Annotated in this window: 20 protein-coding genes; 12 read left to right on the forward strand and 8 right to left on the reverse strand. The window is 40.5% G+C overall.

Features of this window, described 5'->3' with window-relative positions; translation table 11 throughout:
* Window positions 1–65: 65 nt before the first annotated feature.
* The 3 genes from PISS_RS17615 to PISS_RS17625 are packed head-to-tail and all read right to left on the reverse strand — an operon-like array spanning window position 66 to window position 1,806.
* Window positions 66–674, reverse strand: coding sequence for a flavin reductase family protein (locus tag PISS_RS17615; protein ID WP_024600947.1), 609 nt, complete (start codon window positions 672–674; stop codon window positions 66–68).
* Window positions 675–685: 11 nt separating this feature from the next.
* Window positions 686–1,411: an SDR family NAD(P)-dependent oxidoreductase gene (locus PISS_RS17620; protein ID WP_024600946.1), complete on the reverse strand. Its 726-nt coding sequence runs from the start codon at window positions 1,409–1,411 to the stop codon at window positions 686–688.
* Complete coding sequence (locus PISS_RS17625; protein ID WP_024600945.1) at window positions 1,408–1,806, reverse strand: thiol-disulfide oxidoreductase DCC family protein; 399 nt, start codon at window positions 1,804–1,806, stop codon at window positions 1,408–1,410. Before PISS_RS17625 ends, PISS_RS17620 begins: the two co-directional genes overlap by 4 nt.
* Window positions 1,807–1,926: 120 nt before the next feature.
* Between PISS_RS17625 and ppc the strand changes: the two genes are divergently transcribed.
* Complete coding sequence (ppc, locus tag PISS_RS17630; protein ID WP_024600944.1) at window positions 1,927–4,572, forward strand: phosphoenolpyruvate carboxylase; 2,646 nt, start codon at window positions 1,927–1,929, stop codon at window positions 4,570–4,572.
* 122 nt (window positions 4,573–4,694) lie between these two features.
* Window positions 4,695–5,624, forward strand: a complete 930-nt coding sequence (gene cdd, locus PISS_RS17635; protein ID WP_024600943.1) for a cytidine deaminase — start codon at window positions 4,695–4,697, stop codon at window positions 5,622–5,624.
* Here cdd and udp read toward each other — a convergent pair.
* Window positions 5,613–6,368 carry a uridine phosphorylase gene (gene udp, locus PISS_RS17640; RefSeq protein ID WP_008112319.1) on the reverse strand — a complete coding sequence of 252 codons (756 nt, stop codon included), beginning with the start codon at window positions 6,366–6,368 and terminating at the stop codon, window positions 5,613–5,615. The genes cdd and udp overlap by 12 nt on opposite strands.
* A gap of 412 nt (window positions 6,369–6,780) precedes the next feature.
* On the opposite strand from udp, the gene PISS_RS17645 reads away from it, so the two are divergent.
* From PISS_RS17645 to PISS_RS17680, 8 genes are all read left to right on the forward strand, one after another.
* On the forward strand, window positions 6,781–7,890 hold the full coding sequence (locus PISS_RS17645; RefSeq protein WP_013463135.1) for an arginase family protein: 1,110 nt from the start codon (window positions 6,781–6,783) through the stop codon (window positions 7,888–7,890).
* 97 nt (window positions 7,891–7,987) lie between these two features.
* Window positions 7,988–8,689, forward strand: a complete 702-nt coding sequence (locus PISS_RS17650) for a substrate-binding periplasmic protein (RefSeq protein ID WP_058155908.1) — start codon at window positions 7,988–7,990, stop codon at window positions 8,687–8,689.
* Window positions 8,690–8,809: 120 nt separating this feature from the next.
* Window positions 8,810–10,099 carry a polyamine export protein PaeA gene (gene paeA, locus PISS_RS17655; protein ID WP_013463137.1) on the forward strand — a complete coding sequence of 430 codons (1,290 nt, stop codon included), beginning with the start codon at window positions 8,810–8,812 and terminating at the stop codon, window positions 10,097–10,099.
* Between the two features lie 201 nt (window positions 10,100–10,300).
* Window positions 10,301–11,464, forward strand: coding sequence for an efflux RND transporter periplasmic adaptor subunit (locus PISS_RS17660; RefSeq protein WP_013463138.1), 1,164 nt, complete (start codon window positions 10,301–10,303; stop codon window positions 11,462–11,464).
* An 11-nt stretch (window positions 11,465–11,475) separates the two neighbouring features.
* Entirely contained in the window at window positions 11,476–14,607 is a 3,132-nt protein-coding gene (locus PISS_RS17665) for an efflux RND transporter permease subunit (protein WP_013463139.1), read from the forward strand.
* Complete coding sequence (locus tag PISS_RS17670; protein WP_058155910.1) at window positions 14,607–16,016, forward strand: efflux transporter outer membrane subunit; 1,410 nt, start codon at window positions 14,607–14,609, stop codon at window positions 16,014–16,016. Before PISS_RS17665 ends, PISS_RS17670 begins: the two co-directional genes overlap by 1 nt.
* A gap of 138 nt (window positions 16,017–16,154) precedes the next feature.
* Window positions 16,155–16,775: a TetR/AcrR family transcriptional regulator gene (locus tag PISS_RS17675; protein ID WP_008464339.1), complete on the forward strand. Its 621-nt coding sequence runs from the start codon at window positions 16,155–16,157 to the stop codon at window positions 16,773–16,775.
* Between the two features lie 308 nt (window positions 16,776–17,083).
* Complete coding sequence (locus tag PISS_RS17680) at window positions 17,084–18,706, forward strand: diacylglycerol kinase family protein (protein WP_058155912.1); 1,623 nt, start codon at window positions 17,084–17,086, stop codon at window positions 18,704–18,706.
* A gap of 42 nt (window positions 18,707–18,748) precedes the next feature.
* Here the strand turns inward: PISS_RS17680 and PISS_RS17685 are convergent, their stop codons facing one another.
* Both PISS_RS17685 and PISS_RS17690 read right to left on the reverse strand, forming a co-directional pair.
* Window positions 18,749–19,057: a VF530 family protein gene (locus PISS_RS17685; RefSeq protein WP_028834132.1), complete on the reverse strand. Its 309-nt coding sequence runs from the start codon at window positions 19,055–19,057 to the stop codon at window positions 18,749–18,751.
* Window positions 19,058–19,154: 97 nt separating this feature from the next.
* Entirely contained in the window at window positions 19,155–19,457 is a 303-nt protein-coding gene (locus PISS_RS17690) for a DUF1496 domain-containing protein (protein ID WP_013463144.1), read from the reverse strand.
* A gap of 102 nt (window positions 19,458–19,559) precedes the next feature.
* Here PISS_RS17690 and PISS_RS17695 point away from each other — a divergent pair, with 102 nt between their 5' ends.
* On the forward strand, window positions 19,560–19,793 hold the full coding sequence (locus tag PISS_RS17695) for a TIGR02647 family protein (RefSeq protein WP_008112333.1): 234 nt from the start codon (window positions 19,560–19,562) through the stop codon (window positions 19,791–19,793).
* A 9-nt stretch (window positions 19,794–19,802) separates the two neighbouring features.
* Here PISS_RS17695 and maiA read toward each other — a convergent pair whose 3' ends face one another.
* Window positions 19,803–20,432, reverse strand: a complete 630-nt coding sequence (maiA, locus tag PISS_RS17700) for a maleylacetoacetate isomerase (protein WP_016899147.1) — start codon at window positions 20,430–20,432, stop codon at window positions 19,803–19,805.
* A 7-nt stretch (window positions 20,433–20,439) separates the two neighbouring features.
* On the reverse strand, window positions 20,440–21,741 hold the full coding sequence (gene hmgA / locus PISS_RS17705) for a homogentisate 1,2-dioxygenase (RefSeq protein ID WP_028834129.1): 1,302 nt from the start codon (window positions 21,739–21,741) through the stop codon (window positions 20,440–20,442).
* Window positions 21,742–21,893: 152 nt separating this feature from the next.
* Here hmgA and PISS_RS17710 point away from each other — a divergent pair, with 152 nt between their 5' ends.
* Window positions 21,894–22,325, forward strand: coding sequence for a MarR family winged helix-turn-helix transcriptional regulator (locus PISS_RS17710; RefSeq protein WP_058155914.1), 432 nt, complete (start codon window positions 21,894–21,896; stop codon window positions 22,323–22,325).
* Window positions 22,326–22,351: the final 26 nt, after the last annotated feature.

The raw sequence follows: 22,351 nt of genomic DNA on the forward strand, positions 1-22,351 counted from the left end.
CAAGGGATTGAACAAATAGGGGGAGTTATCAAGTCCCTCATTCCCAAGGACTTGATAACCTTGGGCTATTTTTTCGCGTAGGGTAAACGATTGAGCTTATTCGCCGTGTGGTAGCTATCTAATCCGGTTACTGCAACGGTATCGATGGCTTGTAAGTCTAAAAAGCCATCACTTTGGAGTGCTGATTTATCTACATAAACATCCATTATTTCGCCAATAACCAGCTCAGTGCCATTAACAGCTAAATGCTGATTCTCGACAAATTTTACTGCGTATTTTAGTCGGCTTTGTGCAACAAAAGGCGCTTTAAAGTCGTTTAAGTACTCTGTTTTTAAACCCGTTGCATCAAACTCAGACTCATCTTTAGCGTAACGTGCCGATGTTTGGTGTGCCTGCTGGTAAATATCACTATTTACTTGGTTAATAGTATAAACGCCTGTTTCTATAATATTTTCGAATGTATGCCTTGGTACGCTGTGCGGGCGCATTATCATGCCTACTAGCGGTGGGTGTGCGCCTAAATGAATAACTGAACTGACAATGGCTAGATTAGTATTACCTTGTAAGTCTTGTGTGCCAATTAAGTTTGCACTTTTAAACCCTGAAAGTGAGTTGATAAAGTGTGTACGGGTATGTTTTTCAAGTGCGGCTATGCGGTCTTTCGAAAAATGCATGTGTTTGTTCCTTACCATTTTATGGTGTTTCCTTGCCAATCTAGGTAGGCAGGTTCGCCGTTGAGTTCTAGCTGTGGGTTTTCGTAAGTAAATTTAAATAATTGCTGAGCAACAAAGTCAGGGGTAAACAGTTTATCTGCGGGCACATTTTTTTGAAATGGCTTAGAGAGCTGTGTATCTGTAGTACCCGGGTGAAATAAAACAAGTTTGGTATTTTTAGCGCGACGAGCAAGTTCAATGGCGGCTGTTTTAAATAACATGTTCAGCGCAGACTTAGATGCGCGATAGGTATACCAGCCACCCAATTTATTGTCGTTAATACTGCCTACACGAGCGCTCAAAGCAGTAATTGAGCAGTGAGTTTTATGATTAAGCAGCGGCACTATACTTTGCAAACACAGCAGGGGTACAAGCGTATTAGAGTGCATAAGCTGCATAAAATAATCACTGTTGATTTCTTCAAGCTTTTTTTCTGGCATGTGCTGGTCGTTATGTAATTGACCATTAAATATTATTACCTGAGCAAGCTCAATTTGTTGTGACTTTAACGACTGGGTTAGCTCATTTAGGCTTTGCGCCGAGTAGTCGCTGTGGAAATAGGTTACCTTGTCATCATTATGCTCAATATTCGATGAGCTGACACAAATTATATTAAATTGTGTTGCTTGCTGATTTAAATGATTTACGTAGGACTGTGCAATGGCGCTACTGGCGCCAAATAAAATCACTGTTTTCATTTTTCACCTTTAGATTTCATATTGCATTGACCATTACTACACTGCGCATTGGGCATTAAAAAACGGCTAATGTGGTGACGATATTTTGCAAAAAAAGTGTAAGCATGATCGGCAAAAAAGCGAATTACTGGCAAACGAATTATTTTAAGCCAGCGGTATTTTCCAACGATGCGCCAAGCTTGATAAGTGACGTCTAAGCCGTAAATCATCTGCCCCTTATCAGTTTGGGCGTGCAATAAATCCATGGCATTTTGTTTATCGATTGCAGGAAAACGCTCACTAAAATCATCCGCATTTAAATCTTCTAGTGTAATTTTATGATCAACATCGGCACGTTTTAAATGTTGCATTTCTGCATTGCAAAGGGGGCAATTACCATCGTAAAAAATGATCATGTCATCGCTTTGTGTTTATTTTACATATGCTTTTTTACGACAAGGCGATGCAAATGGATCTATTAAATATTCCCGCTTAATGATATTAATAGGTCTCCAAGAAACGAAGGAGAGCTAGAAATGAGTGAACAATATGCCGCCTTGCGAGGTAATGTTAGTCTACTTGGTCAATTATTAGGACAAACTATTAAAGATGCCCAAGGCCAAGAGATTTTAGATAAAGTAGAAGAAATTCGGGCTTTATCAAAATCATCTCGCAGTGGCAATGAAGCCGATCGCCAAGCGTTAATTGATGTACTCCATGCGCTTAGTGATGAGGAGCTTTTACCGGTTGCCCGTTCATTTAATCATTTTTTAAACTTAGCTAATGTTGCTGAGCAGTTTCATACCGTATCACGTTTTAATGATGTTGGTTTTTGCCAACTAAATCCTCTCACTCAAACATTAAAAACGTTAGCAGCAAAGGCCGAACAAGGTCAGCTTAATCATAATCATTTAGCCGACACACTCTCAAAACTCCACATAAACTTAGTACTAACCGCTCACCCAACCGAAGTGACTCGACGTACTATTATTAACAAACATGTTGAACTAAGCGATTGTTTAGCATCACTTGAGCGCACCGACAACCTTGCGCAGGAGCGCGAAGCGATATTAAATCGAATTGCGCAGCTAATTAGCCAAGCTTGGCATACTGACGATATTCGTCGTTCTCGCCCAAGCCCAGTTGATGAAGCTAAATGGGGCTATGCGGTAATTGAAAATAGCTTATGGGATGCCGTGCCACGTTTTTTACGTGAGTTTAGCCAGCATGTTAAACAGCATTTGAGCCTTGAGCTACCAGCTAACTACAGTCCGATAGAATTTACGTCATGGATGGGGGGGGATCGAGATGGTAACCCGTTTGTAACCGCCGAGGTGACTAAGCAAGTACTCGATCATGGCCGTTGGATGGCGCTGGATTTATACCAGCGTGATTTAGAAACTTTGTGTGCTGAACTTTCCATGTCTGATGCCAGCGATGAGCTTATTAAGCTGGCAGGGCAAGAGTTTGAACCTTATCGAGCCGTGCTCAAAGAGCTTAAAAATCAAGTGGCTGAAACAGTGATGTACTTAAGCGCTAAAATTAAAAATAAGCGTACAGAATCACAAGATTTAATTACTGATATTAACCAAATTAAGCACCCAATTGAGGTGTGTTATCGCTCATTGTTAAAATGCAATATGCAAGTGGTTGCTGATGGCTTGCTATTAGATGTGATCCATCGTGTAAATAGCTTTGGTTTGCGTTTGGCAAAACTGGATGTGCGACAGGATTCGTCAAGACACAGCGATGTGTTTTCAGAATTAACTCGTCATTTAGGTATTGGCGATTACAATCAATGGGAAGAGCAAGACAAACAAGCTTTTTTACTGACAGAGCTAAATTCACGTCGTCCGCTTATTCCTAGGCATTGGCAACCAAGTCCAGAAGTGCAAGAGGTGCTTGATACCTTTGATGTTATTGCACAGCAAGATGAAAAAACCTTTGGTTTATACATTATCTCTATGGCACGAACCGCCTCTGACATATTAGCAGTGCAGCTATTACTTAAAGAGTCTGGCTGTGGTTTTGAACTGCCTGTGGCGCCTTTATTCGAAACCTTGGATGACTTAAACGATGGCCACAACGTCATCACTACGCTTTTAAATAACGAGTGGTACCGTGGACACATCAAAAACACCCAAAATGTAATGATTGGCTATTCAGACTCAGCCAAAGATGCAGGCATGATGGCTGCTGGTTGGGCACAATATGAGGCAATGGATAAGCTCGTACAACTAGCGGATGAACGCGGTATTGAGCTTATTTTATTCCATGGACGTGGTGGTACGGTTGGACGTGGTGGTGCGCCTGCTGCACAAGCATTGCATTCTCAGCCGCCGGGGTCGTTAAAAGGCGGGCTTAGGGTAACAGAGCAAGGTGAGATGATCCGCTTTAAATTTGGCCTGCCTAATGTTGCATTACAAAGCTTAAATATTTATGCAGGTGCGGTACTACAAAGTAATTTATTGCCACCACCAGAGCCTAAATCACAGTGGCGCGAAGTAATGGCATTAATTAGCGATGTGTCGTGTGAGCATTACCGTAATGTGGTGCGCCACGATGAAAACTTTGTACCTTACTTTAGAATGGCGACACCTGAATTAGAACTGTCAAAACTACCGTTAGGCTCAAGGCCTGCAAAACGAAATCCAAATGGAGGGGTTGAGAGCTTACGTGCTATTCCATGGATTTTTGCGTGGAGTCAAAACCGGTTAATGTTACCTGCATGGTTAGGTGCATTAAGTGGACTTAAAGCCGCGCTTGAAAAATATGGGATTGAAACCTTAAGCGAAATGAGTTTGCAATGGCCGTTCTTTAGAGCACGTTTAGAAATGCTAGAAATGGTATTTAGTAAAGCGGATAGCTGGTTGAGTGAGCATTACGATAATGCGCTGGTGGAAGAGATGTATAAGCCTTTAGGTGTTGCCTTGCGAGAGGAACTTGGTGAGGCGATGACGTTAGTGCAATCATTAAGCCCACAAAAAAGCTTATTGGCTGATCAGCCTTGGATCAAAGAGTCTATTGGGCTTAGAAACCCATACACCGACCCGCTTAATGTATTACAAGTTGAGTTATTACGTCGTTCTCGTGGCGATGATAAAGGCAATGAAAATGATATAGACAATGCCTTGATGATCACTATGACCGGTATTGCAGCGGGTATGCGTAATACAGGTTAATCCAAAACTAGATTAGTTTTAGAGGGAACACACGACGTGTTCCCTTTTTTTACGTTGAATAGGCTGGTATTTAGTTTGCCAACCTTTTACACTACTTGGCCATTGAACAAATAAAAACTATTATGGCTTCAGCAACTTTTAAAGTGCAACATAATACAGCACTTAGCAATTCACACATTTCTCTAAACGTAGCGCAAACGCAAGCTCTACGCAGTCAATTAAAAACTCAACGCGGTATTTTATATTCAAGCGATATTAAAGCGCTTTGCACCGAGCTTAATGTTAGCGACGATGCATTATTACAAGGCTTAGTGCCTATGGCTTCAGAGTTTTCCGTTGCACCTATTTCCAAATTTCATGTCGGCGCAATTGTAAAAGGGCTCGATTCACAAGGAAACACTACTTTTTACTTTGGCGCTAACGCTGAGTTTGACCATCAAGCACTTAGTTTAGTGGTGCACGGTGAGCAATCTGCAATTAATAATGCCTGGTTAAATGGCGGTAAAAAAATTCTTAAAATAGCGATTAGTGATGTCCCATGTGGGTACTGTCGTCAATTTATGAATGAACTCGCTGATGCGAAAGAGCTTGATATTTTACTGCCAGCACAAAACTTTAAATTGGCAGAGTTATTACCTCATTCATTTGGACCAACCGATTTAGGCAATGAGCACAGCTTATTTAACCCAGCAGAGCAAACTAATTGTTTTGAAAACAAACAACTTGATGAAAAGCTGATGAGCTATGCTTTAGCGGCTTATGTGCCATATAGCCAAAATTACAGTGCAGTAAAAATAAGTACGTTTGAAAATGGTGATTTTTATGGCAGCTATGCAGAAAATGCAGCGTACAGCCCGAGTTTATCGCCATTACAAAGTGCTGTGAGTCAGTTGTTTTTAGCAGGACTGAGCTTTGATAAGCAAACAGTTAAATCAGTTACGTTATTAGAAACGGCTGGACATGAAAACCAATCAGGGGTGGCAAAAGCCGTGTTAGCAAGCTTTACTGGCTTGCCAACACTTGAGGTTATTAGCGCAACATTAGCCAAGTAACACTTTAGCGGCTTCAAGTACCACGGCAACCGATTTTTTCTCAATCTCGCCGTGGTCTACGTTAGGAATTTCTTGACGTGTTCTATTTACTAATACACCTGCAACACAGGCTGCTTGTAGGCCAAGAGCGGCACACATAGTAAATAAAGTAGCCGATTCCATTTCGTAGTTCATCACGCCTAGTTTTTGCCATTCTTCACAGCTACCCTGTAATGACTTTGGAACATAACCAGAATGCGTATCGTAACGCTCTTGTCCTGGGTAGAAGGTATCGCTTGAAGCGGTGATACCGATATGAAAATCGATGTTTAGGTTTTCACAGGCTTTTACCATCGCTTGAGTGGCAAAAAAATCAGAAACAGCAGGGTAGCACAGCGGTGCAAAATGCTGACTCGCGCCATCCAAACGAACTGAGGCTTGGCTAATTAAAATATCGCCTTCGTTAATGTGCGGCTGAATCGCGCCTGTTGTGCCAATGCGAAGAAAGCTACGTACGCCAAGTTGAGCCAGTTCTTCAACCGCAATTGACGTTGAAGGGCCGCCAATACCGGTTGAACATACAACCACTGAGTGGCCGTTTAATTGGCCTAAATAAATGTGAAACTCACGCGTTTGAGCAAGGCAGGTTGGATTATCTAAGAACTGTGAAATGCGTGCTGCACGATCTGGATCCCCTGGAACAATAGCCAGTTTTGCACCTTTTAAATCATCAATACACAGTCCTAAGTGAAATACCTTTTCCATAACTAAGCCTTTTTAATAAGAGTTGTTGTCAATTTAACATGATTACGAGAAACCTAAATGAAGTACAGGACGGATGTCCGTATTGATTTATTCATCAACTCTGAATATTCAATCAATGGCTAAAATTACTAACAAAATGAGCCAGTTGACTTGTTTGCTCAGACACTATATTCATACCTCAGAGCAAACCAGTAGCTAGCCAAAAGAGTTGTTAGCTAAATTTTAAATTGTTTATATTCATAAGGTTAGTTAGTAGGTTTTGTATTGTTTTGCCACTGACCTAACCTCGCAAAACACAACGTTCAGTGATTTTTATAACCACAGACAATTAATTTTTAATTTATTCAGCGTTCGTCGTTTTGCATAACTACTCAATAATAGACAAGATATTCAGATTGAAAAAGGGTTTACAATGAGCACACAATTTCAAGCATTTAAAAATAAAGTTGAACACTGTTTATGTGCACCTGGCGACGGTGTATTTACGGTTAATACGGCAAAAGAACGCAAAGCAGCACTCAGAAATAAATTATATGGCCAAACTGAAAATGTCGATGCTTTATGGCGTGACTCGCTAAATGAATTACCTAACTCACCCCACAAAGCGGTTATGCTGGGAATTAGCTCTGATTGTGGTGGTGGTATTTTACGCGGTGCAAACTGGGGGCCTTTATTTTTACGTTCAGCTTTAATTGACCAGCAAACACAGTGTCGTTCATTTGACTTAGGTGATGTGCGCGTAATACCGCATTTATTACACGATAAATACTTAAACGAGGCAACAATTACCAATTGCCAAAAAGCGCTTTATGGCAATGACAATAACGATCATTTCGTAAGTCCACTGTCTATTACCGAAGATGTATGTGACAGCTTTTATGCAACATTCCAAGATAAAGGCATTTTTGGTATTGGTGGCGACCACTCAATTAGCTACCCGTTAACAAAAGCGTATTTAAAAGCCAAACGCGAGCAAGGTAAACGTACGGCAATTATTCATTTTGACGCCCACACCGATTTATTGGTTGAGCGTTTAGGCATCGATTTATGTTTTGGCTCTTGGTGTACCCATATTTTAGAATTTTTACCCGCGCCACATCATTTAATTCAATTTGGTATTCGCTCAAGTGGTAAGCCTAAATCACATTGGGAAAGTACTTTTGGCGTTAAACAGCACTGGGCTGCTGAAATTATTGAGCGTGGCGCAGCCGCTGTTGCTGCCGATACAATCGCGCAACTAAAGGCTGACAAGGTTGATGAAGTGTATGTAAGCTTTGATATTGACGCACTAGATGCTCAATTTGCTTCAGCAACAGGTACACCTGAAGAAAATGGATTAACACCACAGCATGCGCTTGATATTTTGTCAGCCATTGCCGATGAGTTTCCAATAACCGGTGCAGATATGATGGAAATCGCGCCGTTTACCGACAGCTCATTAGTGGGTCAATCAAGCTCAGAGACGACGCTTAGAGAAGGCGCTAAAATTTCAGCATTCTTAATTGCAGCAATGAATCGTTAATCCTAAAGGTCAAAATTGGCTATTTGTAAATAATCCGCTATATTAAATTTGCTTTTATCAAAAAAGTAACATCTTAAATTTTATATAGTGGGTTATTGTGACTAAGTGGTATTGTGTATTATTGTTCATTGTAAGTCATCATTGTGCGGCTAAACTTACTGTTGTGACAGAGAACTTTGCGCCTGCGCAGTATCTGGACGCGAATAACAATTTAGTAGGTGATGCTGCCGATAAAGTCCGATTAGTGCTTGATAGCGTAGGTATTGATTATTCAATTTCTGTAAATGATTGGAGTATGGCTTACAATATTGCACTGAGAGATCCCCAAACCTGTATATTTTCTATTTCTCGTTCGCCTGAGCGGGAACATAATTTTATTTGGTTTGCTAAGCTTGCCCAATTTGACACTAATTTTTACTCCCTTAAAAGCAAAGGTATTTCCTTAACTAATTTAGAGCAGGCAAAGCAATACCGTATTGCGGTTTTAAAAGATAACTACAGCCATCATTACTTACTTTCAAAGGGCTTTAAAGAAAACGAAAATTTAATGCTGTTTAGTAGTTTTGATAATATTTTTAAGATAATCCAAACCCGAAGTTCGAGTATTGATTTAGTTGTTATACCAGCGCAGCGAATAAAACATGAACAATCTCATTTATTAAATAAATTACAACTCGAATTACTCATGCCCATTAACGCCCATCAAGCCCCTTTATATTTCGCCTGTAATAAAAATCTACCCGATAACGTAAAGCAACAACTTAGCGCGGCTTTTTCTTCATATGAGTCTAAACTATAAATATTAAGCTTTTGATTTTTATTAGTTATTAATATTATTTAAATATCAATTGCCCTGTCTATAAAAGCGTCTATAATCCAGCTGCTTTTGCTTGTAAAAGCGATTATTTTGGAGTTATAAATGGGTGATTTAATCGGGATTGCGTTATTAATCTTGATGAGTGCGTTATTTGCGATGTCAGAAATTTCGATTGCCGCTTCACGCAAAATTAAGTTAAGAGTAATGGCGGACGAGGGCAATGTGCACGCTTTGGCGGTTTTAAAGCTGCAAGAGCAGCCTGGGGCTTTTTTCGCCATGATCCAAATTACGCTCAATGCGATTGCGATATTAGGCGGGATTGTTGGCGAGCAAGCATTGTCTCCTTACATGCAAGAAATACTACAGCTGTTTTATCAAGGTCCATTACTTGGGCAAATTAGCTTTGTATTATCGTTTTTAATTATTACCTCGTTATTTATTTTATTTGCCGATTTACTACCAAAGCGTTTAGCGATGATTTTACCTGAGGCCGTTGCCGTGAGGGTGGTGACAATTATGCGCTGGGTTACTTTTGCGCTCACGCCACTGGTATTATTTTTTAATGGCTTAACCAATATTGTTTTACGGGTGTTTAAAGTGCCCAGTGAACGTGAAGATATTGTGACCACTGAAGATATTGTTGCGATGATGGATGCTGGTGCTGAATATGGCAGTTTACAGCAACAAGAGTATGATTTAATAGGAAATGTATTTGATTTAGAAGCGCGTTTCTTATCAAGCGTTATGTCACCTCGTGAGCAAATTGTTTATTTTGATATTGATGAATCTAGCGACGATATAGCAAATAAAATTATAGATCACCCGCACAATCACTTTTTAGTGTGCAAAGGCAATCTTGATAAGTTAATTGGCTCTGTTGAGTCTAAAGATATTTTACGCCAAGTACTCAAAGGTGAGGCGGCAAATATTAACGATGACATGCTTGATAAAGATATTTTTTACTTGCCCGAAACATTGAGTTTATCTGAAGCGTTAAATGCGTTTAAAACCGCTGTGCATCCTTTTGCGGTGGTAGTTAATGAGTATGCTTTGGTGGTTGGGATTGTTACGGTTAAAGATTTAATGAAAGGTTTTATGGGCGATTTAATTACTCATCAAAGTGAAGAGTTAATTATTGAACGCGACGCGAGTTCTTGGTTAGTGGATGGCTTAACCCCGATTGTTGAGCTGGCGAAGGTACTTGAAATTGATGAATTTCCTGATCAAAATCATTATGAAACCGTGGCCGGATATTTAATTTATACCATGAAACATATTCCTAAACGCGCAGAGTTTGTTTTATTTGCAGGTTTTAAATTTGAAGTTGTGGACGTGGAAGGAATTCGTATTGAGCAGTTACTAGTCTCTAGAGTTAATACTGACAACGAATAATGACAGCCAACATAGCTTAAGAGCAGCCAATGAGAGTTCATTGGCTGCTTTTTTTATGGGTGTTGCTTAAATAACTCAGCTATTGTTTGTGTTACTTATCTATTCAATTGTAAAAATGTGTAAATGTTGCTCAGTGGCTATTTTTAATTGCTGTACTATAGTTTAGAATGATCGTTCATTCTAAACTAAAAGGTATTTGACATGCAGCGTTCCCGCATCGCTTTTTTTGTATTTTCGGCCCTCGTTGGTTCTGTTGCTCTAAGTGGTTGTGATCAGGTAGCTGAACAACCTAAGGCTTCTGCTCCTGCAGCGACACCTGTTGGTGTGGTCACTTTAACAAGCCAAGCTATTACACTTAAAAAAGAATTACCAGGGCGTGTTAGTGCGTTTCAAATTGCTGAAATTCGTCCTCAAGTCAGTGGCATTGTTCAATCTCGGTTATTTGAAGAAGGCACACAGGTTGAGCAAGGCCAAGCGCTTTATCAAATTAATCCTGACATTTTTGAAGCAGAACTCGCAGCCAGCAAAGCGGCCGTTGCGCGCGCAGAGGCTAGTATTGCAAGCAGTAAATCTAAAGCGTCGCGTTATAAAGAATTACTAGAAATTAAAGCGGTAAGCCAGCAAGACTTTGATGAAGCAGATGCAGCATACAAGCAAGCATCTGCAGAACTATTAACGGCGAAAGCACAGTTACAAAGCGCGCAAATTAATCTTGATTATAGCCATGTTTCTTCGCCAATTAGCGGCCAAATTAGTAAATCAAGTGTCACTGTCGGGGCACTAGTCAGCGCAGCTCAAACCACAGCATTGGCAACCGTTACTCAGCTTGATCCAATTTATGTAGATTTAACCCAATCAAGCAATGAACTAACCAAGCTAAAAAGAGCATTGGCATCGGGTTCTTTAGGGGTTGATTCAACCACGCAAACAGATGTTGAACTTATTATGGAAGATGGCTCTGCGTATCCCCATAAGGGAACATTACAGTTCTCTGAAGTGACGGTTGACCCAAGTACGGGTTCGGTAACGTTACGCGCGAAGTTTCCAAACCCTGAAAAACTATTGCTACCTGGTATGTATGTACGTGCTGAGGTTGTTGAAGGGGTGAAATCTAATGCAATTCTCGCTCCTCAACGCGGCGTTAGCCGCAATACTAAAGGCGAACCTACTGCTATGGTTGTTAGCAAAAACAATACCGTTGAAAGCCGTGTATTAAAGGTAGAGCGTACTTTGGGCGCTAACTGGTTGGTAACCGACGGTTTAGCTGATGGCGATCAATTGATTGTGGAAGGGCTACAGAAAATTCGCCCAGGCGCACCGGTTGCTGCATCACAAGTACAGTCATCAGCAAATAACAGCCAATAACGGAGAATTTCATGTCACGATTTTTTATCGACAGGCCTATTTTTGCATGGGTACTGGCTATTGTGGTGATGCTTGCAGGTATTATTGCGGTTAAAAGTTTACCCGTTGCTCAGTATCCGTCTATTGCACCGCCTGCTATTACGATTACTGCTAACTACCCAGGTGCTTCTGCGCGTACTTTAGAGGACTCGGTAACCCAGGTTATTGAGCAAAAAATGAAAGGTTTAGATGGCTTGTTGTATATGTCATCGACCTCTGAATCAAGTGGTTCAGCAACATTGACTCTTACCTTTGATGCAGAAACTAACCCTGATATTGCACAAGTACAAGTGCAAAATAAACTAGCAACAGCTACGCCGTTATTACCTGAAGAAGTGCAACGACAAGGCGTTGTGGTTGCTAAGTCATCGTCTAGTTTTTTACTCGTTGTTGGTTTTGTATCGCAAGATGGCAGTATGACCAACATTGACATTGGTGATTACGTATCATCAAACGTGCAAGATATTGTAGCGCGTGTTGATGGGGTGGGCGAAGTACAATTGTTTGGCTCTCAATATGCAATGCGTATTTGGCTCGATCCGGCTAAGTTACAAAGTTATAAACTAACGCCAAACGATATCTCTGCGGCAATAAAAGCACAAAATGCGCAAGTGTCGGCAGGTCAGCTCGGTGGTATGCCTTCATTGGCAGGTCAACAGCTTAATGCAACGGTGACGGCTCAAAGCCGATTACAAACACCTGAGCAGTTTAAAGATATTTTAGTTAAAACCAACAGCGATGGCTCGGTAGTGCGTTTACAAGATGTTGCTGATGTGGAACTCGGTGGTGAAAACTACGGTGTTGTAGCGCGCTTTAATGGTAAACCGGCATCGGGTTTAGGGGTTAAATTAGCCAGTGGCGCAAACGCCTTAGATACAGCACAAGGTGTAAAAGATGCACTTGAAGAACTTAAACCTTTTTTTCCAGAAGGTTTAGAGGCGGTTGTGCCTTATGACACCACTCCTTTTGTTGCATTATCAATCGAAAAAGTAGTACATACCCTAATCGAAGCGGTCGTTTTGGTATTTGTTGTAATGTACTTATTTTTACAAAACTTCAGAGCAACTATTATTCCAACCATTGCGGTGCCTGTCGTATTGCTAGGTACGTTTGGTATTCTATTTACCTTTGGGTATTCCATTAATACCCTCACGATGTTTGCGATGGTACTGGCCATTGGTTTACTCGTAGATGATGCGATTGTTGTTGTCGAAAACGTTGAGCGTTTAATGACCGAAGAAAAGCTCTCTGCGGTTGAAGCAACGCGAAAATCGATGGATGAAATTAAAGGGGCACTGGTAGGTATTGCGATGGTGCTGTCGGCTGTATTTATTCCGATGGCATTCTTTAGTGGCTCTACTGGGGTTATTTATCGTCAGTTCTCTATTACCTTAGTGTCGGCGATGGGACTGTCGGTACTGGTTGCGCTTATTTTAACTCCCGCGCTGTGTGCTACGTTATTAAAGCCTAGCCATGTTCACACCGATGGTAGTTTTATTGGTCGTTTTTTCTCAGGCTTTAACCGTGGTTTTGATAAAACCAATAAAGGTGCGCAAGGTTTTGTTGGCCGCATGATCAAACATTCTAAGCGCTACCTGCTTAGCTATGCATTAATTGTAGGCGGCATGGTGGCTATTTTTTCAAACTTACCAACGGCATTTCTACCCGATGAAGACCAAGGTATTTTGTTTAACCAAGTAATGCTTCCTGCAGGCTCTACTACAGAACAAACGCTTGAAGTGGTTAAAAAAGTTGAAAACCACTATTTAGAAGATCAATCTGAAGCCGTTAGTTCAATTTTTACGGTAACAGGTTTTAGTTTTGCAGGCTCTGGACAAAACTCAGCAATTGGCTTTGTTAGTTTAAAGCACTGGGATGAGCGTCAACGTGACGACCTATCAGTGGGCGCCGTTGCAGGAAAAGGCATGGGGTATTTTTCAACGATTAAAGAGGCATTTGTATTTGCATTTCCACCTCCGGCGATTGTTGAACTTGGAACCGCAAATGGCTTTAATATGTTTCTACAAGACCGTGTCGGTTTAGGTCATGATGAGCTATTAAAAGCGCGTAATCAGTTATTAGGTATGGCGAGTCAAAGTCCAATATTGGCAGGTGTTCGCCCTAATGGGCAAGAAGATATGCCTGAGTTACAGCTGGATATTGATCTTGCAAAAGCAGAAGCGCTTGGTGTGTCGCAAGGTGATATTAATAGTACGCTTTCGACGGCGTGGGGTAGTAGTTATGTAAATGACTTTATCGACCGTGGTCGCGTGAAAAAAGTATACCTGCAAGGTCAAGCCGATGCGAGAATGGTGCCTGAGGACTTAAACAAATGGTATGTGCGTAATAAAAACGGCGATATGGTGCCATTTTCAGCATTTGCTAGTTCTTATTGGTCTTATGGTTCGCCTCGCTTGGAAAGGTATAACGGCTTTTCAGCAATGGAAATCCAAGGCAGTGCAGCGCCAGGCTACAGTACAGGTCAAGCCATGGATGAAATGGAGCGTTTAGTTAAGCAGTTACCACAAGGTATTGCTTCTGAATGGACTGGTATTTCATATCAAGAGCGATCAAGTGGCGGTCAAGCGCCGTTGTTATATGGATTATCACTGTTATTTGTATTTTTATGTTTAGCTGCGCTTTATGAAAGTTGGTCAGTACCATTTGCAGTAATGATGATTGTGCCACTGGGTATTTTTGGTGCGATTGTAGCCGCCTTTATGGGTAACTTATCAAACGATATTTACTTACAAGTGGGTTTATTAACCACCATAGGTTTAGCCTCTAAAAATGCCATTTTAATCGTTGAGTTTGCGATTCATAAAATGGAAGAAGGCTTAAGCTTAGTTGACTCGGCGATTGCCGCTGTACGACTTCGCTTACGTCCTATTTTAATGACCTCAATGGCCTTTGTGTGTGGTGTGCTTCCATTAGCTATTGCCTCAAGTGCTGGTTCAGGTGCACAAAATGCATTAGGTATTTCAATTATTGGTGGAACACTTGCCGCCTCGTCATTGGTTGTTATTTTTGTACCGTTGTTTTTTGTTTTAGTACGTAGACTGTTTTCAGGAAAAGCTAAAACCACCTCCGAGGAGGAAGTATAATGAGTTTAAGAGCAATCAGTTTTAGTGCTTTTACTTTAGCAATTTTATCTGGATGTCAGTTAGCTCCTCAACAAGAAGCGCTAAATTTACCTGTCCCTGATGCGTATGCATCAGAGACAGGGGATGAGCAGGTGTCCTCGTTAAAATGGCAGCAGTTTTTTAATGATGAAAAACTTAAAACACTGATATCACAAAGTCTTGAACATAATAAAGACCTACAAATAGCCGCTTTAAATGTTCAGCGCGTGCGTGGTTTGTATCAGATTGAAGATTCAGCGTTATATCCATCACTGGATTTTAATGCATCAGGAAGTCGTCAGCGTTTACCCAGCGATTTATCAGCAAGTGGTCAACCACAAATAAGTTCTCAATACAGTGCAACGGTAGGCATGACGGCTTACGAGTTAGATTTATGGGGTAAAGTACGCAATCAGTCAGAGCAAGCATTACAAACGCTTTATTCAACTCAGCTGAGCCAATACACCATGCAAGTGTCGTTAATTACAGAGCTTGCTAATGCCTGGTTAAATTACGCGACCGATCAACAGTTGTTAGCGTTGGCACAAGAGACGTTATCATCGCAGCAAGCATCCTTATCACTAACCCAAAAAAGTGTTGATTTAGGTGCCGCTTCTAAAATTACGCTGGAACAGCTTAAAAGTACGGTAGCCACAGCGAAAGTTGATATTGCTAAATACCAACGTTTAGTGAAACGCGATAAAAACGCGCTTGATTTATTAGTAGGTAAAACGGTAGGTGAGGATTTACTGCCAAGTAAGTCATTAAATTATTTATTAGACTTGCCTAGTGTGCCTGTGGGTTTACCTTCTGATTTACTAACGCAGCGACCAGATATAAAAGCAGCAGAGCATCAGCTGTTAGCCGCTAACGCTAACATTGGTATTGCCCGTGCAGCGTTTTACCCGAGCATTAGTTTAACTGCCAATGCAGGAACTGCATCACGTGATTTAAGTAATTTATTTGATGCAGGCTCAGGCACATGGAGCTTCATGCCATCGGTAAATTTACCTATTTTTAATATGGGTCGAAATCAAGCAAATTTAGATGTCGCTAACGCAGAGCAACAAGTTGCTGTAGCAACGTACCAGCAAAAAATACAGCAAGCATTTCGTGAAGTTGCTGATGTACTTGCGGATAGAGAAGGCTATAACGCACAGTTAATGGCTCTTGAGGAGTTATTACAAAGCCGAAAGACAACCTTTGAATTATCGCAGGCGCGCTACGACAAAGGGGTTGATAGCTTTTTACAAGTGCTTGACGCTCAGCGAACTTGGTATAGCGCAAGGCAGCAATTGATCACGGGCCAACAAGCTGTGCTTGCAAGCCAAATCAATTTATACAAAGCGGTTGGCGGTGGCTGGCAGACCACTACTTCAACCGTTAAGTAAATTAGTACGCATAAAGCCTGTTAACAATAAAAGGTTTTATGCGTGATTAAAGTAATGCCCGTTTAGCGTTTATTTTTTGTGATCAAAGCAGTAAACACTAAATATTTCGAGTTGAGAGACTCGATACTGGAGTTTCAAATGAAACCTAAAAATAAAAAACACCTAGATCCGGTGCAAGCACAAGCGCGTCGCGAGCAGGTATTAACCGCCGCTGCTGATTGTTTTCGTCGCAAAGGCTACCATGGCGCAGGTATGGCAGAAATAGCTAAAACAGCCGGGATGAGTGCCGGCCATATTTATAATTACTTTGAAAGTAAAGAAGCCATAATTGAAAGTATTATTGAACAAGATATGGAAGAAATGTTTTCCATATTTCAAGAGTTTGAAGATCAACCTGGCGATATTTTAACGGTGTTACTTGATGGCTTACACCATGGTGTGCAGCGTCATATGGACACGGGGGCCTGCGTAGTTGACTTAGACATGATGGCAGAGGCCAGTAGAAACAAAAAAGTCGCTTTATTACTACGCGAGGCTGATACGCAAGCACGTAACAGAATGCGTGATTTATTAGTCAGTGAAAGTAGTTTAATAAAATCACATTCAGAGCAAGAACTCGAAAGCCGCATTAATGTGATTTTCTCAGTGATGGCCGGATTGCTATTACGAAAAATGTTATTTCCTGAATTGACCGAGGAAACCGTATTGATTGCACTGCGCCCAGCGATGAAAACATTACTTATGCCATTTGATAAATAATAAGTTGAAGCATTAAATAACTATGAATATTTGACTGATATTGTTGTAAATATGAAAGAGTTATATCAATTTAGCTGCTTTTATTTAAGCGTAATCGATAAAAACTGAGTACGATGTTTTAGCGTGAAGTCATAACTTTTGATATTAAAAAAGTTATGATTAACAGTGGGTTATGGTTAAGTGATGTGGTTTCAACACCGGTGGTGCAGTGGCATCAAACATGATAAATTGCTTTTTTGGCGTATTATTTGCAAGTTAGGACTATATTAAAGGCGCTAATATGGCGCTGCCAACTTAAAGGAGAGCACATGTGGGCTGCAGTCAGTTATCTTGTAACAGCATTAGTATTTATAGTACTGGGATTGAAGGTTAATTCTGTTTACTTCGCGGTTGCATTTTTTTGGACGGCGCTGTCGCTGATATTGGTCAGCGGTGCTTATTTTTTTAATGCGGGAAAAATATTCAGAAAGCGAGAAAATGGCGTTATCCCTTTTTACATTCGTTGGGCATTTGTTCCTTTTTTGTTAGGTGCACAAATTTATAATGCATGGTCACGCAAACACGATAAGGTACCCCCAATTCAACAAATAAACGATAACTTATTTTTAGCATGTCGTTTGTTTCCCTCTGATATAGATACATTAAAAGAAAATGGCATTACCGCTATTTTAGATGTGACTTGTGAATTTGATGGACTTGAGTGGACATCTACCCAAGAAAATATTAGTTATTTAAACATTCCTGTTCTTGATCATAGTGTGCCTACTCACTCGCAATTAAACCAGGCAATTAACTGGATCCATCACCATATAAAGAAAGACCGTCGTGTTGTGGTGCATTGTGCATTAGGTCGCGGACGTTCGGTGTTTGTTATGGCAGCGTATTTATTGAGTCAAAATAAAGAAGCTGATGTACATGACATTCTTGCTCAAATCAAAGAAACACGTGAAACAGCCAATCTTAATAAACGCCAATTACGCCATTTAGTTAAGCGCCACCGAAGAGGTGAGCTAGTGATAAAAAATAAAGCATATTTAATTGCTAATCCTGTATCAGGCACTAAGTTATGGTCTGAAAAAGAGCATTTAATCGTTACACGTTTATCTGCTTATTATGATTTAACCATTTTAAAAACTACACCGGAACAAAACGGCATTACATTGGCTAAAAAAGCTATAGAGCACGAGCCTGATATTATAATTGCCTGCGGTGGAGATGGCACAGTCACTGAGGTTGCGAGTGTTTTAGTGGGTACGTCTTGTCGATTAGGAATTATACCGTTGGGGACAGCTAATGCGTTGGCCCATGTGCTGATGGGAATAAAATCTAAATTTATTCCTGTTGAGCAAGCGTGCGATTTAATAATTGATGGTCAGACAAACCTGATCGATACCGCATATTGTAATAACGATTTGATGTTATTGCTAATTGGCATTGGCTTTGAGCATGCAATGATTGAAAGAGCAGATAGAGAGTCGAAAAATAAATCTGGCCAGCTTGCTTATTTAAATGGGTTTTTACATTCCTTTGGCGAGAATAAAGCGCAAAAGCTGATGGTTAAACTCGATGATAATGAGCCTGAAGCTATTAATACAAATAGCTTTATTGTCGCTAATGCTGCCCCATTTACAACCCTTTTAGCCCAAGGTGGGGGACAACCCGACCACCGTGATGGATTATTAGACGTAAACTGGTTAACGCCAAACAAAGACAATGAAACCACAGTATTGAGTATTGCTGAGCTAATGTTTAGCAGTATCACGCAAACACATTTTGCTATTAACTCGCATTATACTAACGCAAAACGTGTAGAGATAAGCGCAGATAAAACGCTAGATTATGTAATTGATGGTGAGGTTAAATCTGCCGATAAAGTGGTAGTGAGTATTCACCCTGCTTCATTGAATGTAATATGCCAAGAACAAAACTAACTGACTAAAAATGGCGTAAATATTACGCCATTTAGCACTCATTTATTTTTTAATAGAGGGCCATACAAAATCTGATGTATCAGGTTGCGTGGGCTCTGTTAGTTTTGGTTTATTTCTGGGTTTTCGTAGCGGTTTATTACTCATGGTATGAATATAAAGTGCTTCTACTTTATCTCTTGCCCATGGGGTTTTACGTAAAAATTTTAAGCTTGATTTGATACTCGGAGAATCAGTAAAGCATTTTATGTTTACTTGTTCACCCATTGCTTTAAAGCCTAAGCGTTGCTCTAGTTCTACAAGAATTTGCTCTAAAGTTATCCCATGTAGCGGGTTTTTTGGTTGATTATTCATAGTCACACTGCTTTTATAAACTGCATGTATTGTAACGTATCCCACCGCATCTTAATAGTTTGGAGATGGCTGGCAGATTCCAGATTGTTAATCTTGATTAATTTACAGTAATAGTTGCAGGCTTCTTGGGGTAAATAAGGTTACCTTGCTTATCAAGCTTTAGCCAAATCAATTGACTGTTGTTATGTTGGGGGTACTTTGCAGCACAAATAAGCGTAACTGAGTGAACCTGCAGTATAGCTCCTTCGCTGTAACGTTTATTATCATACCAGCACTCAGTGTTAGTGTTTATAAGCTGGGTAGCATCAACAATAGGAAGCGTTTTTATTGTGCTAGCGAAGCTTAAAGCTGAAAAACACAAGCATAAAACAGTAATAAACGAAGTAAAATAATAACGCATCAAAAACCTCCAGTGTTTAAAATAAGTACACTTAGCAAAAAACATGCTAGGGTAAGTAAGACAATATAAGTAAAACACAGAACAATAAAAAGGTGAACAGATATGCTATTTAATCAAACCATGATTGACGAATTTACACTACTAGCAAAATTTCCACGCGAGAGCAAAATGCAGGGAATTAAACTTCATTCAGACGCTGAACCCGCCTTACTAAGCGCAGCACAACGTTTGTTCGATAAAGGGGTTATAGATAGCCCAGATGGCGGTTATTTAACCGAACTGGGCTTAGATTTAATTGAGCATGTGACGGTAATACACAGTGCACTTAAAAGTTAATTTACTCTATTAGTTTGCATCAGGTTGATTTTCAGGGGCTGCATCAATAAAGGCTGCCAACTCATTACAACGCTGATATATGGCTGCTATTTTAGGGTAGGCAGCCATATCTACTTTAAAACGAATGGCATTAAATACCTGCGGTACTAAACATACATCAGCTAAGCTTGGCGACTCGCCTGCGCAAAATGTATTTTTACTATCGAGCATGCGTTCTATTTTTTCAAAACCCACTTCAACCCAGTGGCGGTACCATTTATTTTTTGCTTCATCATCAACATTGAGTTCACTACTTAAATACTTAAGCACACGTAAATTATCAATCGGGTGAATATCACAGGCAATTGCATAACTTAAATTGCGAATATGTGCTTTTTGCCATGCATTACCAGGCAGTAATGGTGTTTCAGGGTATTGCTCTTCAAGGTACTCTAAAATTGCTAGAGATTGACCTAATACGCCGTCTTCTGTTTCTAAAGCAGGTAAAAGTCCTTGGGGGTTTTTCTGTAAGTAATCTGTGCTTTGTTGCTCTGATTTTAGTAAGTTTACCGGCACCAACTGGTGATCAATATTTTTTAGGTTTAATGCGATGCGCACACGATACGCTGCAGATGAGCGAAAATAAGTATAAAGCTTCATAATCTAATTACCCTTGATTGCCGTTAAAGTGTTTTTTAATTGTGCGCCAGCAGTCAGTGTAATTAGCTTGGCGCTCTTTACCTTCTAATGCGTATTTAGTTGGAGATATTACATAACGTGACTCAAACATAAACGCCAGCGTATTATCGTAGCGTTGTGGTTCTAAGTCCGCGTTTGACGCTTTTTCAAATACATCCGCCTCAGGACCATGCGGCGACATACAGTTATGTAAGCTCATCCCTCCAGGTACAAAACCATGCTCTTTTGCATCATAAACGCCTTCAATTAAACCCATAAACTCACTCATAATATTACGGTGATAGTAAGGCGGGCGGAAGGTGTTTTCAGCCACCATCCAACGCGGTGGGAAAATAGCAAAATCGATATTTGCAACGCCTTCAGTGCCTGATGGCGAGGTTAGTACCGTGAAAATTGATGGATCGGGGTGATCAAAGCTAACGGTATTCATGACATTAAAGCGGGCCAAATCGTATTTGTAAGGCGCACTGTTACCTGTCCAAGCAACAACATCAAGAGGAGAATGACCAATATCACAACGAAACATATTGCCATTAAATTTAGCAATCAGTTCAAATTCGCCTTCGATGTCTTCAAAAGCCGCTACTGGATATTGAAAGTCACGGTCATTAGCATAACCATTTGCGCCAACAGGGCCGCGCTCAGCAAGAACATAAGCATGGCCGTAGTTTTCACAAATGTACCCACGGGCTGTGTCAGTTAATAATTGAACCTGAAACTTAATGCCGCGCGGAATGACCGCAATTTCACCGGCTTTAATACTTAAATGCCCGAGTTCTGTTTTAAGTAATAACTCGCCGTGTTGTGGTACAAATAACATTTCGCCATCGGCGTTATAAAAAAAGCGCTTGTCCATTGATTTGTTAGCGACATAAACATGAATGCCAATACCGGCTTGCCCATTGGCGCTGCCATTTGCAGCCATAGTGATCAACCCATCAATAAAATCAGTAGGTTCTGCTGGTATATCAATGGGATCCCAACGAAGCATGGTGGGCGGCGTTGGCACTTCAGTAATGGGTGCTGTTCTAATTAAGCCATTGTCTATGGCTGTGTAATCGCCTTGTACAACTGATGGACGAATACGGTACATCCACGTGCGGCGATTATCGGCGCGCGGAGCAGTAAATGCAGTGGTACTAAATTGCTCTGCGTATAAATCGTATTTTACTTTTTGCGGGCTAAATTGCCCAATCGGTAATGCACCAGGCAGCGCTTCGGTTTCAAATTCATTACCAAAGCCGGTCATATAGTTTAATTGTGTCGCCATTACTGACTCCTGTGAAAGTGGGGGAGTGTTATATTTTTGTTATTTACGCTAAGATACTCTCAAGTGAGACTAATATCAAACACACTGATTATGACTCTTGTAAATAAAAGTGAACAAATAAAAGTCGTATGTAAATAAATAAGTGATTCAATATGAAAATAGATTTAACGACATTTTTACCTTATCAATTAACACACTTAGCAACACAGGTAAGTAATGATTTTTCGAGTATTTATAAAAAAGAGTTTGATTTAACTATTCCTCAGTGGCGAATAATCGCTAATTTAGCACAATCTGGGCAAAGCACAGCAAAGCAGCTATGTACTCAAGCGGATATGGATAAGTCGACAGTATCAAGGGCAGTAAAAACGCTAATTGATGAAGGGCTTATTTATAGCGAGTTAAATAAGCATGATAAGCGCGCTGCATTTTTGATGCTAAGTGATAAGGGCATGGCTTTATATGAAAAAATAACGCCACAAGCATTGCAGTGGGAGCGTGCATTATTAAGCTGCCTGTCGGATGCTGAACAGCATCAGCTAATCGCAATTTTTGATAAATTAAAAAATAAATTACAGGCATAAAAAAGCCCACAAAGTGGGCTTTTAAA

The organism is Pseudoalteromonas issachenkonii (assembly GCF_002310795.1).
GTDB lineage: Bacteria > Pseudomonadota > Gammaproteobacteria > Enterobacterales > Alteromonadaceae > Pseudoalteromonas > Pseudoalteromonas tetraodonis.

What these genes read in the sequence shown, in the direction of transcription:
- PISS_RS17615 (WP_024600947.1), bottom strand. Translation starts at nt 674, where the DNA reads ATGCATTTTTCGAAAGACCGCATAGCCGCACTTGAAAAACATACCCGT.
- PISS_RS17620 (WP_024600946.1), bottom strand. Translation starts at nt 1,411, where the DNA reads ATGAAAACAGTGATTTTATTTGGCGCCAGTAGCGCCATTGCACAGTCC.
- PISS_RS17625 (WP_024600945.1), bottom strand. Translation starts at nt 1,806, where the DNA reads ATGATCATTTTTTACGATGGTAATTGCCCCCTTTGCAATGCAGAAATG.
- ppc (WP_024600944.1), top strand. Translation starts at nt 1,927, where the DNA reads ATGAGTGAACAATATGCCGCCTTGCGAGGTAATGTTAGTCTACTTGGT.
- cdd (WP_024600943.1), top strand. Translation starts at nt 4,695, where the DNA reads ATGGCTTCAGCAACTTTTAAAGTGCAACATAATACAGCACTTAGCAAT.
- udp (WP_008112319.1), bottom strand. Translation starts at nt 6,368, where the DNA reads ATGGAAAAGGTATTTCACTTAGGACTGTGTATTGATGATTTAAAAGGT.
- PISS_RS17645 (WP_013463135.1), top strand. Translation starts at nt 6,781, where the DNA reads ATGAGCACACAATTTCAAGCATTTAAAAATAAAGTTGAACACTGTTTA.
- paeA (WP_013463137.1), top strand. Translation starts at nt 8,810, where the DNA reads ATGGGTGATTTAATCGGGATTGCGTTATTAATCTTGATGAGTGCGTTA.
- PISS_RS17660 (WP_013463138.1), top strand. Translation starts at nt 10,301, where the DNA reads ATGCAGCGTTCCCGCATCGCTTTTTTTGTATTTTCGGCCCTCGTTGGT.
- PISS_RS17665 (WP_013463139.1), top strand. Translation starts at nt 11,476, where the DNA reads ATGTCACGATTTTTTATCGACAGGCCTATTTTTGCATGGGTACTGGCT.
- PISS_RS17670 (WP_058155910.1), top strand. Translation starts at nt 14,607, where the DNA reads ATGAGTTTAAGAGCAATCAGTTTTAGTGCTTTTACTTTAGCAATTTTA.
- PISS_RS17675 (WP_008464339.1), top strand. Translation starts at nt 16,155, where the DNA reads ATGAAACCTAAAAATAAAAAACACCTAGATCCGGTGCAAGCACAAGCG.
- PISS_RS17680 (WP_058155912.1), top strand. Translation starts at nt 17,084, where the DNA reads ATGTGGGCTGCAGTCAGTTATCTTGTAACAGCATTAGTATTTATAGTA.
- PISS_RS17685 (WP_028834132.1), bottom strand. Translation starts at nt 19,057, where the DNA reads ATGAATAATCAACCAAAAAACCCGCTACATGGGATAACTTTAGAGCAA.
- PISS_RS17690 (WP_013463144.1), bottom strand. Translation starts at nt 19,457, where the DNA reads ATGCGTTATTATTTTACTTCGTTTATTACTGTTTTATGCTTGTGTTTT.
- PISS_RS17695 (WP_008112333.1), top strand. Translation starts at nt 19,560, where the DNA reads ATGCTATTTAATCAAACCATGATTGACGAATTTACACTACTAGCAAAA.
- maiA (WP_016899147.1), bottom strand. Translation starts at nt 20,432, where the DNA reads ATGAAGCTTTATACTTATTTTCGCTCATCTGCAGCGTATCGTGTGCGC.
- hmgA (WP_028834129.1), bottom strand. Translation starts at nt 21,741, where the DNA reads ATGGCGACACAATTAAACTATATGACCGGCTTTGGTAATGAATTTGAA.
- PISS_RS17710 (WP_058155914.1), top strand. Translation starts at nt 21,894, where the DNA reads ATGAAAATAGATTTAACGACATTTTTACCTTATCAATTAACACACTTA.